This window comes from Enterococcus caccae ATCC BAA-1240 (genome assembly GCF_000407145.1).
Classification (GTDB): domain Bacteria; phylum Bacillota; class Bacilli; order Lactobacillales; family Enterococcaceae; genus Enterococcus_L; species Enterococcus_L caccae.
The window spans coordinates 714,442-731,878 of the sequence record NZ_KE136472.1 but is presented as its reverse complement, the minus strand read 5'-3'; the positions used below and the strand labels follow the sequence as shown (position 1 = coordinate 731,878).

The window sequence follows — 17,437 nt, the reverse complement described above, 5'->3', positions numbered from 1 at the left end:
TCATCTTTCCGCTTTTAATTCGCTGTGACAAAACTGGTTTTCTCCTTCAAAGACGCCTTATATTTCTCCTCATAATCATATAGAGGCGTTGGGTAATCACCATTGAAATACGCCATACAAAGACCAGAATAAGGGGCGTCGTAATTCAATCCGATTGCACCGATCAACCCTTGTTCACTTAAAAAACTTAATGAATCGGCCTTGATCAACTGTTCAATTTCCCTAACAGAATGATTAGCAGCAATCAGCTCTTTTCTAGTTTGAATATCGATTCCATAAAAGCAAGGAAACTTCAATGGTGGTGATGCAATACGGACATGGACCTCTTTAGCCCCAGCATCTTTAAGCAATTGCACAATTCTACGACTTGTGGTTCCTCGCACAATTGAATCATCTACCATGACTACTCGTTTCCCTTCAACCACACCACGAACCGCTGACAATTTCATTCTGACCCCTTGTTCTCTCAATTCTTGAGTAGGCTGAATAAATGTTCGTGCAATATATTGATTTTTTACTAAGCCCATTTCATAAGGAATGCCGCTCGCTTCAGCATATCCACTAGCAGCGGAAAGAGAAGAATTTGGAACACCCACCACCATATCTGCTTCAATCGGTGCTTCTTGTGCTAAACGTTTCCCCATATTTTTGCGCGCTGTATGCACATTTATCCCTGCAATATTTGAATCTGGTCTGGCAAAGTAGATATACTCCATCGAACAAATCGAATACTGGGTTTCGTTTGTATAACGCTCTATTCTGTAACCAGAATCATCAATAACAATTACCTCTCCTGGTCCAACATCACGAACAAAGGTTGCTCCAATCACTTCTAACGCACATGTTTCACTAGTGATTACATAAGCTCCGTTTTTCATTTGACCGATAGATAACGGACGAAACGCATTAGGATCCAAGGCTGCAATCATCGCTGTTTCAGTCATTAAAAGGTAAGCAAAACCACCTTTGATAGTCTGTAAACTTTCCTTCAACTGATCAATAAAATTTGGTTGTTTACTTCGGCGGATCAAATGCATTAAAATCTCAGTATCAGAATTAGAATGGAAAATCGCACCATTTTGCTCTAATTCCGTCCGCAAACTCTTGGCATTCGTTAGATTCCCATTATGCGCTAAACCATACGCTCCATCATAAAACTTGAATAAAAACGGTTGAATATTATCTACACTGCCATTTCCTGCAGTAGCATAGCGTACGTGCCCAATTGCAGCATTTCCGCTTAAGGAAGCCAAGGAACGCTCGTCTTTAAATACTTCGGAAAGCAACCCTAAGCCACGATAACCATTTAGTTTTCCTTTGTCGTTGGACACGATCCCCGCACCTTCTTGTCCTCTATGTTGTAAACTATGCAATCCAAAATACGTAACACGAGTAGCATCTGGATGGCCCCAAATCCCAAAAATGCCGCATTCTTCATTTAAACTTTTTACTTCATAAGACATGGAATCGCTTCCTCCCACAACACTTTAGCTGTCTGCGTCAACACCTCGATCGTTTGATCTTCCATTTCAATTTTCAACGTTGGATGTTTAGTTACTTTTCCAACAAACTGGGCTTTATCTTTCATCATTTTTTCAAAAATAGGTTGGTTTTCAGGTTTAATTGATACCACAAATCTTGACTGGGTTTCAGAAAATAGGAATGAGGCTGGCATAGCTAACTTAACGTCTATCCCTAAAGTATTTTTAAAGGCAGACTCTGCTAATGTCACACCTAATCCACCTTCAGAACAATCATGAGCACTTTCGATCAAACCAGCTTTGATTGCTGTTAACACGAATTGCTGAATTTCTTGTTCCACCACTAAATCGAAGTTCATTACTTTCCCCTCGATTAACCCTAGCATCATTTTTTGCAGTTCACTACCATTGAAATCTGCTTGGGTTTGGCCTAAAACATAAATCAAATCATCCACATGTTTGAATTCTTGCGTAGTAATATGAGCCAAATCTTCTATCAAACCAACCATTCCGATCATTGGAGTTGGGTATATTGCTTGACCGTTCGTTTCATTGTATAAAGAAACATTCCCTGAAATCACGGGTGTTTTTAAAACCTCACAGGCTTTTGCAATACCGTCAGCTGAAGTCCAAAGTTCCCAAAATCCTTCTGGTTTATCTGGTGAACCATAATTTAAGCAATCTGTGATTGCTAATGGCTGACCACCACTTGCGACAATATTTCTAGCGGCTTCTGCTACTGCGATTTGCCCACCGATTTCCGGATTTAAATACAGATAACGTGCATTGCAATCAGTTGTCATCGCTAACGCTTTTTGTGTACCACGAACACGCAAGACAGCTGCATCACTTCCAGGTAAAACCACTGTATTCGTTTGGACTTGTGCATCATAAGTTTCATAAATCACCTTTTTAGAGGCTATCGTTGGTTGTTGCAGTAATTGCAATAGCGTTTCTGCTCCGTCCATTATTACCGGTTGAAAATCAGCTAACGTTTCGAATTTTTTGATCCTTAGAGGCTTTTGACGCTCCTTATTATAAACTGGTGCCCCTTCCGCTAAAGCATCAACAGGCAGATTAGCTACTTCTTTTCCTCGATGATTCAAACGATATAGTCCATCATCTGTCACTTTACCAATTGTCACAGCATCTAATTCATAACTTTGAAAAAGCTCGATAACTTCTGCTTCATGCCCTTTTTCAACGCAGATCAACATTCGCTCTTGCGATTCAGATAACATTATTTCATATGGTGTCATTCCTGTTTCTCGCTGAGGGACATCATCTAAATCTAAAATCAAACCAGAACCTGCTTTAGAAGCCATTTCTGCGCTAGAAGAGACTAATCCTGCTGCGCCCATATCCTGAATTCCTACTAGAACTTCTGCATGTTCTGTGATCAACTCCAAACAAGCCTCGAGTAAGAGTTTTTCCATAAATGGATCGCCTACTTGAACAGCCGAACGTTGTTGTTCTACCCCTTCAACAAATTCTTCAGAAGCAAATGTTGCACCATGAATACCGTCGCGTCCTGTTTTCGCACCGACATACATGATCGCATTTCCAACACCTTTCGCTTGCCCCTTTTGAATATCTTTATGGTCAATTAAGCCAACACACATCGCATTTACTAACGGATTTCCTTCGTAACAGGCGTCAAACGATACTTCTCCGCCAACCGTCGGAATACCGATACAATTACCATAACCACTGATACCTGCAACAACTTCTTCTAAAAGAAATTTTGTTCGTTCATTTGTTAATTCACCAAAACGTAATGAGTCTAAAATGGCAATTGGTCTAGCACCCATGCTAAAAATATCTCTGATTATGCCGCCTACACCTGTTGCAGCTCCTTCATACGGCTCAATCGCAGAAGGATGATTATGGCTTTCAGCTTTAAACACAACTGCCTGACCATCCCCAATATCAACGATTCCAGCTCCCTCTCCCGGCCCTTGTAAAACGTGTGGTCCACTTGTCGGAAATTTTCTCAAGACTATCTTTGAATTTTTATATGAACAATGCTCACTCCACATCACAGAGAATAGTCCCGTTTCCGTATAATTAGGCATACGTCCTAAAATATCTTCTTCGATCATGCGATATTCGTCATCCGTTAACCCCCATTCGGAATAGATGCGTTGCTGTTTAATTTCTTGTGTTGAGGGTTCTTTCACTCTCATCATACGTTTGCCCTAACCTCTCTATAGTTTTTAACAATCGATTTGAAAAAGCGTAAACCATCCTTTGACCCTAGCAAAGTTTCAACTGCTCGCTCCGGATGAGGCATCATTCCTAAAACATTGCCTTTTTCATTGATAATTCCTGCAATATTTTCTATACTCCCATTAGGATTTTCATCAGCATAAGTAAAAACAATTTGTTGATTTTCTTTTAGTTTTCTAAGAGTTTCTTTATCACAATAATAGTTGCCTTCACCGTGCGCAACAGGTAATTGAATTACCTCATCAGCTTGATATTCCGAAGTAAAATCTGTGTGATTGTTGACTACTTTTAATCGAACAGGTTTGCAAACAAAATGCAGTGAGTTATTTCGAAGTAAAACACCTGGCAAGAGTCCAGCTTCTGTTAAGATTTGGAACCCATTGCAAGTCCCAAAAACAGGTTTCCCTTCATCTGCAAAACGAATCACCTCATTAATAATTTTTGAAAAACGTGCAATCGCACCACATCGTAAATAATCTCCATACGAAAAACCGCCTGGAATCAAAACGCCATCAAAACCAGCCAAACTACTCGCATCATGTCTCACATATTCAGCTTCTTCACCTAAAATATCTTTGACTGCCCACAGTAGATCCCTATCGCAATTTGATCCTGGAAAAACAATTACCGCAAACTTCATTTTACCGTTCCTCCTCGATCTCGTATCGATACATCTCCATGTTTACGTTAGCAAGTAATTTGTCACAAATTTCTTCGATCACAAGCTCAATTGGACGAGAAGTTTTATTAACTTTGATTTCAAAATACTTTCCCATACGGATTTCATCAATCTCGCTATAGCCTAAACGATGAACAGCTCCTTTGACAGCTTCTCCTTGTGGATCCAACACAGAATCTTTATAGGTAACATAAACTTTAACATTATACATTCGAAACAACTCTCCTTTATTTTTAGTGAATTATTTTTTCTAAACGATCTAATACTTCTCGATAAACGGGTACAATCTCCCCTAAATCCCTACGATAAACATCTTTGTCTAAATGATCATTTGTTTTTTCATCCCACAATCGGCAAGTATCTGGTGTAATTTCATCCGCTAGTAGTATTGTTCCGTCTGCTCTTTTGCCAAACTCGATTTTGAAATCAATTAAACGAATATTGATTTTATGAAACAACGTAATCAAGGCTTGGTTTATCTTGTGAGCTTCTTGTTTGATTGTTAAAATTTCTTGTTCAGTTGCAATCTGTAAAACTTTAATGTGATCTTCATTGATAATCGGATCATCTAGGTCATCTTCTTTGAAGTAAAATTCCAATACTGGAAAAGCAAGTGGCTCCCCTTCTGTAATTGCCAAACGCGACGAAAAGCTGCCTGCTGAAACATTTCTGACAACAACCTCCAATGGAATCATATCGAGAGCTTCGATCAATTGTTCGTGATTAGATATTTTACCAATAAAATGATTTTGAATACCCATTTGTGTAAATTGCTCAAAAACATGAGAGGTTATCTGATTATTCAACGATCCTTTTCCTGCTATAGAATCCTTTCTAGCACCATTTAATGCAGTTGCTTGATCTAAATATTCTACTCTCAAAACTTTAGAATCGTCTGTTTTAAATAGTTTCTTAGCTTTTCCTTCGTATAACATTGTTTCATTCCTCACTGAATTGACACATCCTTTTCCGTACATTATCTAAACAAATGTCAGATTTAATTCGTCTATCTATTCATTTATAGTTTAACAAGACTCTCAAACATCGTCAATTTTTTATTAACAATAATGCGCATAAATACATATATAGTTCGTGTTTAAGGTTTTCGTTTTAAAAAAAATCCAAGAAAACATTGTAAGCATTTACAACCAACAGCAAAAATGGTATGCTAATCAAAAGGAATAATTCACTTTTATTTTTTTGTTATCAATGATGATTTTTTGGGAGGGAACACAAGAATGACTAGCGATTATGACAGTTTGGCTCAGGATTTTTTGAGAGAATTATCACCTGATGAAAGAACAAAATTGTATAATGATTTACTGGCATTGGAGGAAGTTCACAAATTAAATCAACATAGTACTTATTACACATTCAAAAACTTAAAGCGTGCAGTTCAACGTCATTCAGAACGACGTAAGCGAACATTTCGTTATATAAACAGTTTAAATAACGAGCTAATCATACATCAAATACACGAACAGCATTTTTTTAAAAATAAATACTGTATACACGTCTATTTCAATTCACAAGAATGTAGTTATCTTTTCATTGATCACTTACTTTCTATGCTAAAATCACCAGTAATTGCACCAATGCGAAAACTCCAAGAAATTACGGTTTAAAACTTTAACAACTCTTATTAAAAAGGGGCTGAGATATAACTCTTCCAGTTATATCTCAGCCCCTTTTTAATTCAAACAAACGGTTATCACTATTCCTATAGAAAGATCTATTCACTCAACTAGTACTATTCTATCCCTAATGCGATTGTTGGAAATAGTGAAACACAAGGTGCGCATATTTTGAATGGATTTTCTGAAAAAAAGTTGTTTTGTCGACTTTCTAGTAGCAATTTCCAATTAGAACAATGACGATAAAGAACAATAGTTCGCAATTTCTAAAACATCATTGATTCAAAAAAATTTGAGCCAATTTTCACTATTTTAACAAGCCGCTCGGAGATGATTAACTCAAAAAAAGCAGCGAAACACATTATTGTGCCCCGCTACTATGGTATATTCTTCAAACAAGACCTACACGTTTAAAAATGATATCAACGTTTTTCAAATGATAATTATAATCGAATGCATCATCCAGTTCTTCTTTAGACAAAATTGAAGTAATTTTATCATCTGCTTCAAGTAATGGTCTAAAAGCGGTCTGATGATCCCATGCATAAGCTGTTTTGGGTTGAACCAAATCATACGCAGCTTCACGAGCCATTCCATGATCGATTAATTTTAATAAAACACGTTGGCTATAAATCAAACCAAAAGTTGCATCCATATTTCTCTTCATATTTTCAGGAAATACAGTTAAATTCTTTACAATGTTAGAAAAACGATTTAGCATATAATCCAATAAAATCGTCGTATCTGGAATAATGATCCGCTCTGCTGAAGAATGAGAAATATCTCGTTCATGCCACAATGTAACATTTTCATAAGCAGTCACCATATGACCTCTAATCACACGAGCAAGACCTGTCATATTTTCAGAACCAATTGGATTACGCTTATGAGGCATTGCGGAGGATCCTTTTTGCCCCTTCGCAAAGAATTCTTCTACTTCTCTCGTTTCTGATTTTTGCAAACCACGAATTTCAGTTGCAAATTTTTCAATACTTGTCGCAATCAGAGCCATAGATGACAAATACTCGGCATGTAAATCACGAGGTAAAACTTGAGTAGAGATCTCTTGTGCTCTGATCCCTAAATGCTCACAAACATATTCTTCAACAAAAGGAGAAATATTTGCAAAGGTTCCAACTGCTCCACTGATTTTCCCGGCTTCTACGCCTTTGGCTGCATGTTCAAAACGCTCTACATTTCTTTTCATTTCTGAATACCATAACGCTAGTTTCAAGCCAAATGTTGTCGGTTCAGCATGCACTCCATGCGTCCGCCCCATCATAACAGTATCTTTATGTTCTTTCGCTTTTTCACCAATGATTGCAGTAAACGTCTTTAAATCTTCCCGTAAAATATCATTTGCTTGCTTCAATAAATAGCCATAAGCGGTATCTACTACATCCGTACTTGTTAAACCATAATGGACCCATTTACGTTCTTCGCCTAAGGTTTCTGACACCGCACGCGTAAATGCGACTACATCATGTCTTGTTTCTGCTTCGATTTCCAAAATACGCTCTACATTAAATGAAGCATTTTCACGAATTTTTTGCACATCCTCTTTAGGAATATCACCTAATTCAGCCCATGCCTCATCCGCTAAAATTTCAACTTCCAGCCAAGCTTTATAACGGTTTTCATCTGTCCAAATAGCACCCATTTCAGGTCGTGTATAACGATCGATCATTCGTTTGTTTGCTCCTTTTTAATCCCAAATATTGGTTTGATAAATATCTTCTAATGTATCAAAAATATCTTCGGTCAAAATCGTAATATGACCCATTTTTCTATCTTTTTTAGCTTCTGCTTTACCATAATAATGGAAATGCCAATCTGGTTTTTCAGAAATTATATCCATTGTTTCATAAACTTCATTTCCTAAGATGTTGACCATTACAGCTTCTGACAAAAGTTCAACTTTTGGTAAAGGCCAACCACAAATCCCACGGATATGAGCATCAAATTGACTTAATGAACAAGCTTCAATCGAGTAGTGTCCAGAATTATGCGGTCGCGGTGCCAACTCATTTACGTAAATCCCACCATCACTCGTCAAAAACATCTCAACAGCTAACGTACCTGCCAATTCAACAGCTTCGGCGATAACCCGTGCAATTCGCTGAGCCTCTTCAACGACCTCATCATTTACTCTTGCAGGAGCTATCGTTTCATGCAGAATATTATTTCTGTGAATATTTTCTACTACTGGAAAAACCGTAATCTCACCCCGACCATTTCCACTTACCAAGACTGAGATTTCTTTCTCATATGGAATCCAAGCCTCTAACACACACGTCCCTTCTCTAAGAACATTCATTGAAGGAGCCAAATCTGAAGTGCTGTATAAAACATATTGACCTTTACCGTCATATCCTCCACGCGTTGTTTTCAACACACAAGGGTAACCAATTCCATCAATCGCATCTTGGATATCAGTTGGACTAACAATCGTGGCAAACGGTGCTATTACGATATTATTTGCTTCTAAAAATGATTTTTCTAACAAGCGATCTTGAGTGATCGCTAGAAGATCAGTACCTTGGGGAATACTTACCAAATCTTGAACATGCATCAATGCTCCGACATCTACATTCTCAAATTCATATGTTAGAACTTGGGCTCGTCTTGCCAATTCTTCTAACGCTTCTATATCATCGTAATCAGCTAACAAATGCCAATCAGCAACTTGAGCAGCTGGACAATCAACTGCTGGATCTAATACACCTACACGGAAACCCATTTCCCGTGCGCTTAAAGCCATCATTCTACCTAATTGTCCACCACCAATAATCCCGATCATTTGTCCTGGTAATAATGGTCTATTCAAGTTCATCACTACTTTCCATCACAGTCTCTTCGAGAAATCTACGTTTTTCTTCTAATTTCTCTGCTAATTCTACATCATACATGGAAAGCATTCGAACTGCAAGTAGTCCGCTATTAACGGCGCCAGCTTTTCCAATTGCAGTGGTAGCAACTGGCACTCCTCCAGGCATTTGTACAATTGATAGTAATGAATCTAGCCCGTTAAGTGCCTTTGATTGAACGGGAACACCGATTACAGGTAACGTTGTTTTTGCTGCGATCATTCCTGGTAAATGAGCTGCTCCTCCTGCTCCAGCAATAATGACTTTAATACCACGAGCACGTGCTTGTTCAGCAAATTCAAACATATAGTCAGGCGTCCGATGAGCCGAAACCACTTTTTTTTCATAAGAAATATCAAACTCTTCTAGGCAATCACAAGCATGTTTCATTGTTGACCAATCAGACGTACTTCCCATAACTACCGAAACTACAACAGACATAACATTCCCCTTTCTTTCTCTATTCTCTTTTATTTTAGCAATGGAATTCTTACGTGTCAAAACAAAATCGAATATTATATTTTTTTTTAATATTAATGTTCGTATTAGACGATCATAAAAAGAAAAACCGGAGAAATGTCCGGTTTTTCGAGTATTAGAGCCTATCAGTTTGTTCTTCACTTTTTAAGCCATTAAATAATAGATTTAAAATAATTGCTGTCAAACTACTCATTACAATTCCGTTACCCGTAAACATTCTCACTGTTTCTGGCATTTGTTGAAATAATGTCGGAATCATATTGAAGCCTAGTCCAAAACCAATTGAAACGGCGATGATCAATAAATTTTTATCGTTATTATAATCAACTTTCGATAACATTTTCATTCCTTGAACAGCTACCATGCCAAACATCACTAACATCCCTCCACCTAAGACAGGTTCAGGGATAATTTGAGCAATCGCTCCAACCTTTGGTAATAAACCTAATGCAACCAGGAAAAAAGCAGAATAATAAATTGGTCGACGTGTTTTGATCCCAGAAAGTTGAACTAGCCCCACGTTTTGAGAAAAACCTGTATAAGGAAAGGTATTAAAAATACCACCTAAAATAACAGCCAAACCTTCTGCCCTATACCCTTTTTTCAATTCTTCTTCGCCAATATGTTTACCAGTAATATCCCCCAGAGCAAAGTAAACGCCCGTTGATTCAACCATACTAACGATCGAAATGATAATCATCAATAAAATCGAAGATATATCGAATGTCGGTGTCCCAAAATAAAAAGGTTGAGGAAAATGAAACCATGTTGCTTGACCTACCGGCGCTAAGTCAACTTGACCCAGCACAGCAGCAAGGATTGTCCCCCCGACTAATCCGACTAAAACTGCAATCGATTTTATAAATCCTTTTGCCCATACTTGAATAATAATGATTAAACCAATCGTTACAAAAGCTAAAAGTAAATTTGTACCATTCCCAAAACTTGGATCCGTTGCTACTCCACCGCCCATTTTTTCAACAGCAACTGGTATCAGTGTTAAACCAATTACAGTAATCACAGTTCCAGTTACCAACGGCGGAAACAGTTTTTTGATTTTTGAAAAAATACCTGAGACCAATACAACGAAAATCCCAGAAGCAATAATCGAGCCATAAATTGCTCCTACCCCTTTATCGCTGCCGATCATAATCAGAGGCGCTACCGCTTGTATGGCACAACCAAGCACCACTGGTAATCCAATACCAAAAAATTTATTAACAGTCAACTGTAGTAACGTTGCAATACCACACATAAAAATATCGATTGAAATCAAATAGGTCATTTGTTCTGAATTGAAATTTAAACCAGTTCCAATAAGCAAAGGAACTGCAACAGCTCCTGCATACATTGCCAACAAATGCTGTAATCCTAAAATTGCTGATTTTCCATTTTCAGTTTCCGTTTGACCAACTGGTCCTTTTGCGGTTTCGTTCCTTTCCACGCTTACGCATCCCCCTCAAGAAATTCAACTTCACCATTTTTTAATGATGCAATACGAGCTAGTGAAATGACACGTAAGCCCATTTTTTCTAGTAAATCTCGTCCATCTTGGAAAGATTTTTCGATCACGATCCCAATTCCATCAACTTGAGCGCCAGCTTGTTGACATAACTCTACTAATCCTTTTGCCGCCTGACCATTGGCTAAAAAATCATCAATAATCAATACCTTATCATCACTTGATAGAAATTTTCTTGAAATAGAAATTTGACTAGTGACTTGTTTTGTAAACGAATAAACAGAAGATGTCAGTAATTCTTCATCCATTGTCAAGCTTTTAGCTTTACGAGCAAAAATCATCGGTACTGCTAATTTTTTTGCTGCAAAAAGTGCTGGAGCAATTCCTGACGCTTCAATCGTAACAACTTTAGTAATCCCTGCATCTGCAAATACTTCAGCAAAACGGTGACCGATCGCTTCCATTAACTCGGGATCTACTTGGTGGGTGACAAAACTATCTACTTTTAAGACCCCTTCTCCTAAAACTCGCCCGTCTTCCTTGATTCGCTCTACTAATTCTTCCACTTTATCCGACTCCTTCACCAATTTTTCTACACAACATTCCGCATAAACACAAAAAGACCTTTTCTGCATAAGCAAAAAAGGGTCTGAGACTCTTTTTCGCTTATAGACCAACATTTACGGTGTTGGGTAGAGACGGTCATCCATATCATGACCATATATAAGCTTCTTGTATTAGTATACAATAGTACAAAACTCTGAAAATTTCAATGAAAAATAAGTTTTTTCATTGAAATTTTACAGAGCTTCCATTAAAAACGATAGTTTTTCAGTACTGTTTTTCTAGATTGTTCTCAACTGTCATTTTTTTTTCTAAATTTCTATATTTTTCCATCTTGTGACTAAAAAGCTCTCCATTGCTTGGTGGCGTATACGTAATGGCATTTGCGCCAGCCTCGATAGTCTCTGTAATAGACTCGTCGGTCGGACCGCCTGTTGCAATAATCGGCAACTCCGGGTATTTGTCACGGAAGAACTTGACTGTCTTTGCCGTATCTTTACCAGCGCTGATATTGACCATCGTCACACCAGCCGCAATTTTTTCGTCAATTGGTGTATGTATAGATGTTACTGTGCTAACTACTGGAATATCAACTACTTCACAAACCATTTCTACTGTTTCAACAGGAGTCGGACCATTCAACACTACACCTATCGATCCCTGCGCTTCTGCAAATAAACTCATGTACGCACATCGTTGTCCTTGCGTCAAGCCACCCCCTACACCTGAAAAAACAGGAATATCAGCAGCTTCAATAATACTTTTAGTAATTGCAGGATGAGGCGTGAATGGATACACGGCGATTACGGCATTAGCATCCGTATTCCGAATAATAGCAATGTCTGTTGTAAAAATAATTGATTTGATTTTTTTGCCAAAAATCCGAATACCGCTCGCTTTAGCTATAACTTTTGGCACTCGAACAATATCTTGCTTTAAAGGCGTCACGATTTCTGGTACCCACTTTTCATCCACTTGATCTACTCCTTTTTACCTCATAAAATTAATGATCATATTGATTTAAATCATAACTTTCGATTACATGAATCACCTTATCTGCATATGTCGGATCCGTTGCATAGCCAGCATCTTGCAAAGCTTGTGCTGCTTGCTTATAATTTTTTGCCAACAGAACATGCTCATATAAACGGGGATTCCATGTTACACCATTAACAAATAAGCGTGTATGATCATCCATTGACTCTTCCCACGTATTGTAAACTCTAAAGTCACCTTGAATAACGATCCACTCTTCATTAATGTATTCTCTCGTCTCAAGATTAACCTTTTTTTGTTCCCCATAAGCCTTGATACCGAATAAATTATTATACTTAGACGCTAAGGTACTTTGTCCCCAATTTGATTCTAAAATCCCTTGTCCAATAATAATACTGGGTAAAACACCATAAGAAGCTTGTAATTCTTTAGCATGAGGACTTATCCTATCAATAAACTGCTCTTTTGATACTTGTTCTTGTTGTTGAGCTGTCTCTTCTTCTATATGTGAGTTGTCTGACAATACATTGATTGAAAAGATAAACGCGACCCCAACGATCAACAAACCTGCAAAAAGTGCTGGTAAATTCGTTTTCTTTACTTTTTTCTTCTTATACCTTTGACTATTCATACATTCCCTACTTTGTTTTGTATTCGTTCCGTCACTAAACTTCTTTAGAGGCGGATAATGGCTGACTGATTATATCAGTTTTTTTTCAGACAATCAATCAACAGCTGTTGTAGTCATAGTTGTCGATGTTTTCGTTTGTATTTCAGATGTAGTTGTTAGCGTGCTCACATTTGTTTCTTTCATATTTTCATTGCTATTTTGCGGCTTTTCTTTTGGTGCTGCATGACCAAAAAAAACATAAATAACAGCACCTAATACTATGATGACGGATAAAATTCCTAAAATTTGTTTCACAAAAAAACTCCCTTACTTACTTATTCACCAACGTAAGTACCCATCAAATTTTCATTTACCCAATCTAATAACTCAACCCTTGACCCTTCAAGTTGTCCTTGCAATGTGGCAGGTAATCGAAATGTCACAATATCGTCAAATCCCCATTCGTTATATGAAACAGTCACCTTCAAATCAATAAAAGCTTGTTCTTTTTCTTCATGATTAGCCTTTGACGGAATCAATTCAGCGATGCCGACTCCAGACTGCAGCCATTTTTTAGCGATCACTGTCTTCAATCGTTTGTATTCCGAAACAGCAATGTTTCTTTTTTCTGGGAATAAAATCGTTTGACGTAATATCTTTTGTGTTAGCATCCATTCATAATCAGAAAACAAATTTTTCACTTTTTGCATTTCTTCACTCGTCAAATTAATTCTACCTGTTTTCCAATTATCCCAATTGTCTTTTGAGATTTGGAGATAGTCTGTATAAAATTTTTCTTCTGTTTCAAATTGTTCAATAATTGCATCTATAAGAATATCTATATATATCTGGTGCATGACTTTCGCCTCCTTCTCCTATTTTACTGAAATTCTCAAAAAATTGCATCTCTTTGAATCACTTATTTCTGTATTTTTAAGAAACGTTCAGCGGTTTCCAATAAATAATAAGACACTTCAACTTGTCTGTCCAAAATAAACCATTATTTTGGACTTCTAATGTATAATAGAATTGTATAGATCTATTATCAAGCTTTACAAGCTAGCACTTCGGAAAAAGATAAACCTGAATGGTTTGAAGATACCTCAGTCTTGTTTTCTTATTTTCCTGTCAGTACTAAACAAACTTACTATGCTTTTATTTTAAGGAGGATTTTTTATGAATTATTATAATTGGGGCATCATTGGACTTGGAGAGATTGCAACTAGTTTTGTTGAAAGTTTTCAACAAGAAAGTAGCAACATAGCTGCAGTTGCCTCTCGAACATTGGCAAAGGCTAACTCATTTGCTAAAGAACACGATATTCCTACAGCATACGGTTCTTTTGAAGAGCTATTAGCAGATGAAACAATTGATATCATTTACATCGCGGTTCCAAATCGACAACATATTGAACATATTTTAAAAGCATTGTCTGCTGGCAAACACGTTCTTTGCGAGAAAGCAATTACAATGAATAGTGCAGAACTATCTGAGGCTATGCAGCTCGCTGAAAAAAAAGGCTTGATATTAGCTGAAGCAATGACTATTTTCAATATGCCTTTATACCAGGAGCTCCGCAGTCAAATTGACGCTAAACGCTTTGGTAAATTAAAAATGATTCAAGCTCCTTTTGGAAGCTACAAAGAACCTGATCCATCAAATCGATTCTTTAATCCTGAGCTAGCTGGTGGCGCACTGTTAGATATTGGTACTTATGCAGTTTCTTTCGCTCGATGGTTCTTTACTTCCCAGCCAAAAGTAGTTTCATCTGTCATGCAGCCTTTTTCAACTGGAGTCGATGAGCAGTCAGCCACAATTTTGCAAAATGAAACACAAGAAATGGCGACCGTTTCATTAAGCTTCCAAGCAAAAATGCCCAAACAAGGAATTGTTGCCTTTGAAGATGCATACATTGTGATCAACGAGTACCCACGAGCTGATGAAGCAAAAATCTTTTTTAACGATGGTACAGTCGAAACAATCATATCAGGTGATAGCAATCAAGCATTAAATTATGAAATCACAAATATGATTCAAATGATCGAAGGAGAAAAATCAAATCGTTCACTGTTTTTAACGAAAGACGTGATTGACCTTCTTGACCAAATGCAACAAACTTGGAAAAATTAAAAACTAAAATGTCTATCTAATAAGCAATAAGATTTAGGCAAGTACGCCTAACCTTGATAAATAAGTTTCTCGTTATTGAAATTTTAAAAGGCTGAGATATAACTCTTCGAGTTACATCTCAGCCTTTTGCTGTTTCCTTTTTAAGCAACAAACCTATAACAATGCTTCATATCAGTTTGTTATTTACTACATTTCATCTGGTGCATGTAAACCAAGTAAACGTAAATCTTCTTTAATAATCGTTGCCATTGCATATACTAATGCTAGACGTGATTCTTTTTGAGCATCATCAGTTAAAATTTTGACATGAGCATAGTACTTATTAAATGCTTGAGCAACTTGAATGGCATGTTTTGCAATCACGGATGGTTCATATTTGTCTGCTGCCTGCATCACCACATCTGGGAATTTTTGCAATAGTTTAATCACTTCCCAACTATCTTTATCATCTAAGGCATACTCTTTCGTTTCATCAATGGTGAAATCGGCTTTTCTTAAAATACTCATCGCTCGTGCATGAGTGTACTGAACATACGGACCTGTTTCACCTTCAAAACGAACAACTTCTTCTAAAACAAAATCGAAATTATTCAAACGATCATTTTTTAAATCATGGAAAATAACAGAACCAATTCCAACTTGTCTAGCAACCTCTTCACGATTTGGTAGATCAGGATTTTTCTCCATAATTTGGTTGTTTGCTAAAGTGACCGCTTCGTTCAACACTTCTTCAAGTAAAACAATTTTCCCTTTACGTGTTGATAATTTTTTACCACCTTGCGTAATCAAGCCAAATGGTACATGATGCATATCATCAGACCAGTCAAACCCAAGCTCATTTAACACAGCTTTCAGTTGTTTGAAATGATTGCTTTGTTCATTCCCAACGACATAAATTGATTTGGCAAAGTCGTAGTTACGCTTGCGGTAAACAGCTGCCGCTAAATCTCGTGTAATGTAAAGTGTAGCCCCATCTGATTTTTTAATCAATGCTGGATTTAAATCATACGCTGTTAAATCAACGATTTCAGCACCTTGATTTTCTTGTAAAAGATGTTTTTCTTCTAGCATTGTGACGATTTCATCCATCTTATCATTGTAAAATGCTTCCCCGTTATATGAATCAAACGAAACTTCTAGCATTGAATAGATTTTATCGAATTCTTTCAATGATTCTGTACGGAACCATTGCCATAGTTGAGTTGCTTCTTCGTCGCCTTCTTCTAGTTTTTTAAACCAAGCACGTGCTTCTTCTTCTAAGTCTGGTTGCGTTTCGGCTTCTTCATGAAATTGTACATATAAGCGTAATAGTTCAGTAATAGGTGCTGTTTTAACGCCTTCTTCTGATCCCCATTTTTTGTATGCTACGATTAGCTTTCCAAACTGTGTACCCCAGTCACCTAAGTGATTAATGCGAATCGGAGTATAGCCAATTTTTTCAAGGATAAAAGCAATAGAATTACCAATAACAGTTGAGCGCAGATGTCCCATTGAAATGGGTTTTGCAATATTAGGTGAAGACATATCAATTGGTACATTCCCTTTTTCCCCGATTGAGCTATCTCCATAGTGCCCTTTTTCTTTGGCAATTTGACCAATAACCGCTTGACTTACCATTTTTTTATTCATGAAAAAGTTCAAGTAAGGTCCAACCACTTCAATTTTTTCAAAGTCTGTTCCAGCGATTTTCTCAGCTAAATCAGTAGCGATTTGTTGAGGTGCTTTACGGTAAACTTTTGCAAGTGAAAACGCAGGGAAAGCAACGTCACCATGATCGACGGATTTAGGGTTTTCCAATAATTGTGTAACGGTTTCTAAAGATAAATCCTCTTTTACCACTGCATAAATAGCTTTTGCTACAATTTCTTTGTTGTTCATAAATATCCTCCTAATGATTGGTTTATTATTTAATAGTTACTTGCTAGTTGATATTTTTCATTGTCTCCTAGCTTAGTTATTCGTTGTTTTGAGGAATTGGTACTATTATTTTACATGAACATAGGCCGCTTGATAATTCCTAGTAACACGCCTTCGATCCCCTTGGTCGCCAAGTATTGTTCATCATTTACTCTGGTAAAGCCAATCGTGCTCATTCATTTTTTAACGCTTTATCACTTAGAAATGACAGGCTGAAACATGTCTTTCAGAAATCTTGTATTTTGCATCATCGAATCACTTCACTTTTCATGATTTACAACAATACGATGAGACAAAGCGGAGTGATTCACTAGTATGGTAACTTCTCTCCCTTTGGTCGCCAAGTATTGTTCATCATCTACTCTGGCAAAGCCAATCGTAGTGATTC

Annotated in this window: 17 protein-coding genes and 1 riboswitch; of the genes, 2 read left to right on the top strand and 15 right to left on the bottom strand. The window is 37.2% G+C overall.

The annotated features are described in order from the left end of the window. Window positions 1-14: 14 nt before the first annotated feature. The 5 genes from purF to purC are packed head-to-tail and all read right to left on the bottom strand — an operon-like array spanning window position 15 to window position 5,324. Window positions 15-1,463: an amidophosphoribosyltransferase gene (gene purF, locus I580_RS03300; protein WP_010772730.1), complete on the bottom strand. Its 1,449-nt coding sequence runs from the start codon at window positions 1,461-1,463 to the stop codon at window positions 15-17. Continuing rightward, the gene (gene purL / locus I580_RS03295) at window positions 1,448-3,670 is read right to left on the bottom strand and encodes a phosphoribosylformylglycinamidine synthase subunit PurL (RefSeq protein ID WP_010772731.1); all 2,223 of its coding nucleotides are present in this window, start codon (window positions 3,668-3,670) and stop codon (window positions 1,448-1,450) included. Before purL ends, purF begins: the two co-directional genes overlap by 16 nt. Next, window positions 3,667-4,350 (bottom strand): phosphoribosylformylglycinamidine synthase subunit PurQ, encoded by a 684-nt coding sequence (purQ, locus tag I580_RS03290; RefSeq protein ID WP_010772732.1) that lies wholly within the window; start codon window positions 4,348-4,350, stop codon window positions 3,667-3,669. The genes purL and purQ overlap by 4 nt, the downstream gene beginning before the upstream one ends. 1 nt (window position 4,351) lies before the next feature. Continuing rightward, complete coding sequence (purS, locus tag I580_RS03285; RefSeq protein ID WP_010772733.1) at window positions 4,352-4,600, bottom strand: phosphoribosylformylglycinamidine synthase subunit PurS; 249 nt, start codon at window positions 4,598-4,600, stop codon at window positions 4,352-4,354. A 22-nt stretch (window positions 4,601-4,622) separates the two neighbouring features. Then, on the bottom strand, window positions 4,623-5,324 hold the full coding sequence (gene purC, locus I580_RS03280; RefSeq protein ID WP_010772734.1) for a phosphoribosylaminoimidazolesuccinocarboxamide synthase: 702 nt from the start codon (window positions 5,322-5,324) through the stop codon (window positions 4,623-4,625). 303 nt (window positions 5,325-5,627) lie between these two features. On the opposite strand from purC, the gene I580_RS03275 reads away from it, so the two are divergent. Continuing rightward, the gene (locus I580_RS03275; RefSeq protein WP_010772735.1) at window positions 5,628-6,014 is read left to right on the top strand and encodes a hypothetical protein; all 387 of its coding nucleotides are present in this window, start codon (window positions 5,628-5,630) and stop codon (window positions 6,012-6,014) included. 400 nt (window positions 6,015-6,414) lie between these two features. On the opposite strand, the gene purB is transcribed toward I580_RS03275, so the two are convergent. The 9 genes from purB to I580_RS03230 all read right to left on the bottom strand — a co-directional run bounded on the left by purB (window position 6,415) and on the right by I580_RS03230 (window position 13,859). Then, window positions 6,415-7,710: an adenylosuccinate lyase gene (gene purB, locus I580_RS03270; RefSeq protein WP_010772736.1), complete on the bottom strand. Its 1,296-nt coding sequence runs from the start codon at window positions 7,708-7,710 to the stop codon at window positions 6,415-6,417. A gap of 18 nt (window positions 7,711-7,728) precedes the next feature. Further along, window positions 7,729-8,850 (bottom strand): 5-(carboxyamino)imidazole ribonucleotide synthase, encoded by a 1,122-nt coding sequence (gene purK, locus I580_RS03265; RefSeq protein WP_174277948.1) that lies wholly within the window; start codon window positions 8,848-8,850, stop codon window positions 7,729-7,731. Beyond that, window positions 8,843-9,331, bottom strand: a complete 489-nt coding sequence (purE, locus tag I580_RS03260; RefSeq protein WP_010772738.1) for a 5-(carboxyamino)imidazole ribonucleotide mutase — start codon at window positions 9,329-9,331, stop codon at window positions 8,843-8,845. The genes purK and purE overlap by 8 nt, the downstream gene beginning before the upstream one ends. A 154-nt stretch (window positions 9,332-9,485) precedes the next feature. Further along, on the bottom strand, window positions 9,486-10,814 hold the full coding sequence (locus I580_RS03255) for a nucleobase:cation symporter-2 family protein (protein WP_010772739.1): 1,329 nt from the start codon (window positions 10,812-10,814) through the stop codon (window positions 9,486-9,488). 2 nt (window positions 10,815-10,816) lie between these two features. Then, window positions 10,817-11,398: a xanthine phosphoribosyltransferase gene (locus I580_RS03250; RefSeq protein WP_010772740.1), complete on the bottom strand. Its 582-nt coding sequence runs from the start codon at window positions 11,396-11,398 to the stop codon at window positions 10,817-10,819. A gap of 83 nt (window positions 11,399-11,481) precedes the next feature. Beyond that, window positions 11,482-11,579: riboswitch (purine riboswitch) on the bottom strand. 84 nt (window positions 11,580-11,663) lie between these two features. Further along, the gene (locus tag I580_RS03245; RefSeq protein ID WP_010772741.1) at window positions 11,664-12,371 is read right to left on the bottom strand and encodes a beta/alpha barrel domain-containing protein; all 708 of its coding nucleotides are present in this window, start codon (window positions 12,369-12,371) and stop codon (window positions 11,664-11,666) included. Window positions 12,372-12,399: 28 nt separating this feature from the next. Further along, a complete protein-coding gene (locus I580_RS03240; protein ID WP_010772742.1) occupies window positions 12,400-13,023 on the bottom strand; it encodes a glycoside hydrolase family 73 protein in 624 nt (207 codons plus the stop codon). Window positions 13,024-13,116: 93 nt separating this feature from the next. Continuing rightward, a complete protein-coding gene (locus I580_RS03235; protein ID WP_010772743.1) occupies window positions 13,117-13,317 on the bottom strand; it encodes a hypothetical protein in 201 nt (66 codons plus the stop codon). 20 nt (window positions 13,318-13,337) lie between these two features. Further along, complete coding sequence (locus tag I580_RS03230) at window positions 13,338-13,859, bottom strand: hypothetical protein (protein WP_010772744.1); 522 nt, start codon at window positions 13,857-13,859, stop codon at window positions 13,338-13,340. A gap of 319 nt (window positions 13,860-14,178) precedes the next feature. Here I580_RS03230 and I580_RS03225 point away from each other — a divergent pair, with 319 nt between their 5' ends. Next, on the top strand, window positions 14,179-15,132 hold the full coding sequence (locus tag I580_RS03225; RefSeq protein ID WP_010772745.1) for a Gfo/Idh/MocA family protein: 954 nt from the start codon (window positions 14,179-14,181) through the stop codon (window positions 15,130-15,132). Window positions 15,133-15,318: 186 nt separating this feature from the next. On the opposite strand, the gene argS is transcribed toward I580_RS03225, so the two are convergent. Beyond that, window positions 15,319-17,010 carry an arginine--tRNA ligase gene (gene argS / locus I580_RS03220; protein WP_010772746.1) on the bottom strand — a complete coding sequence of 564 codons (1,692 nt, stop codon included), beginning with the start codon at window positions 17,008-17,010 and terminating at the stop codon, window positions 15,319-15,321. Between the last annotated feature and the right edge of the window lie 427 nt (window positions 17,011-17,437).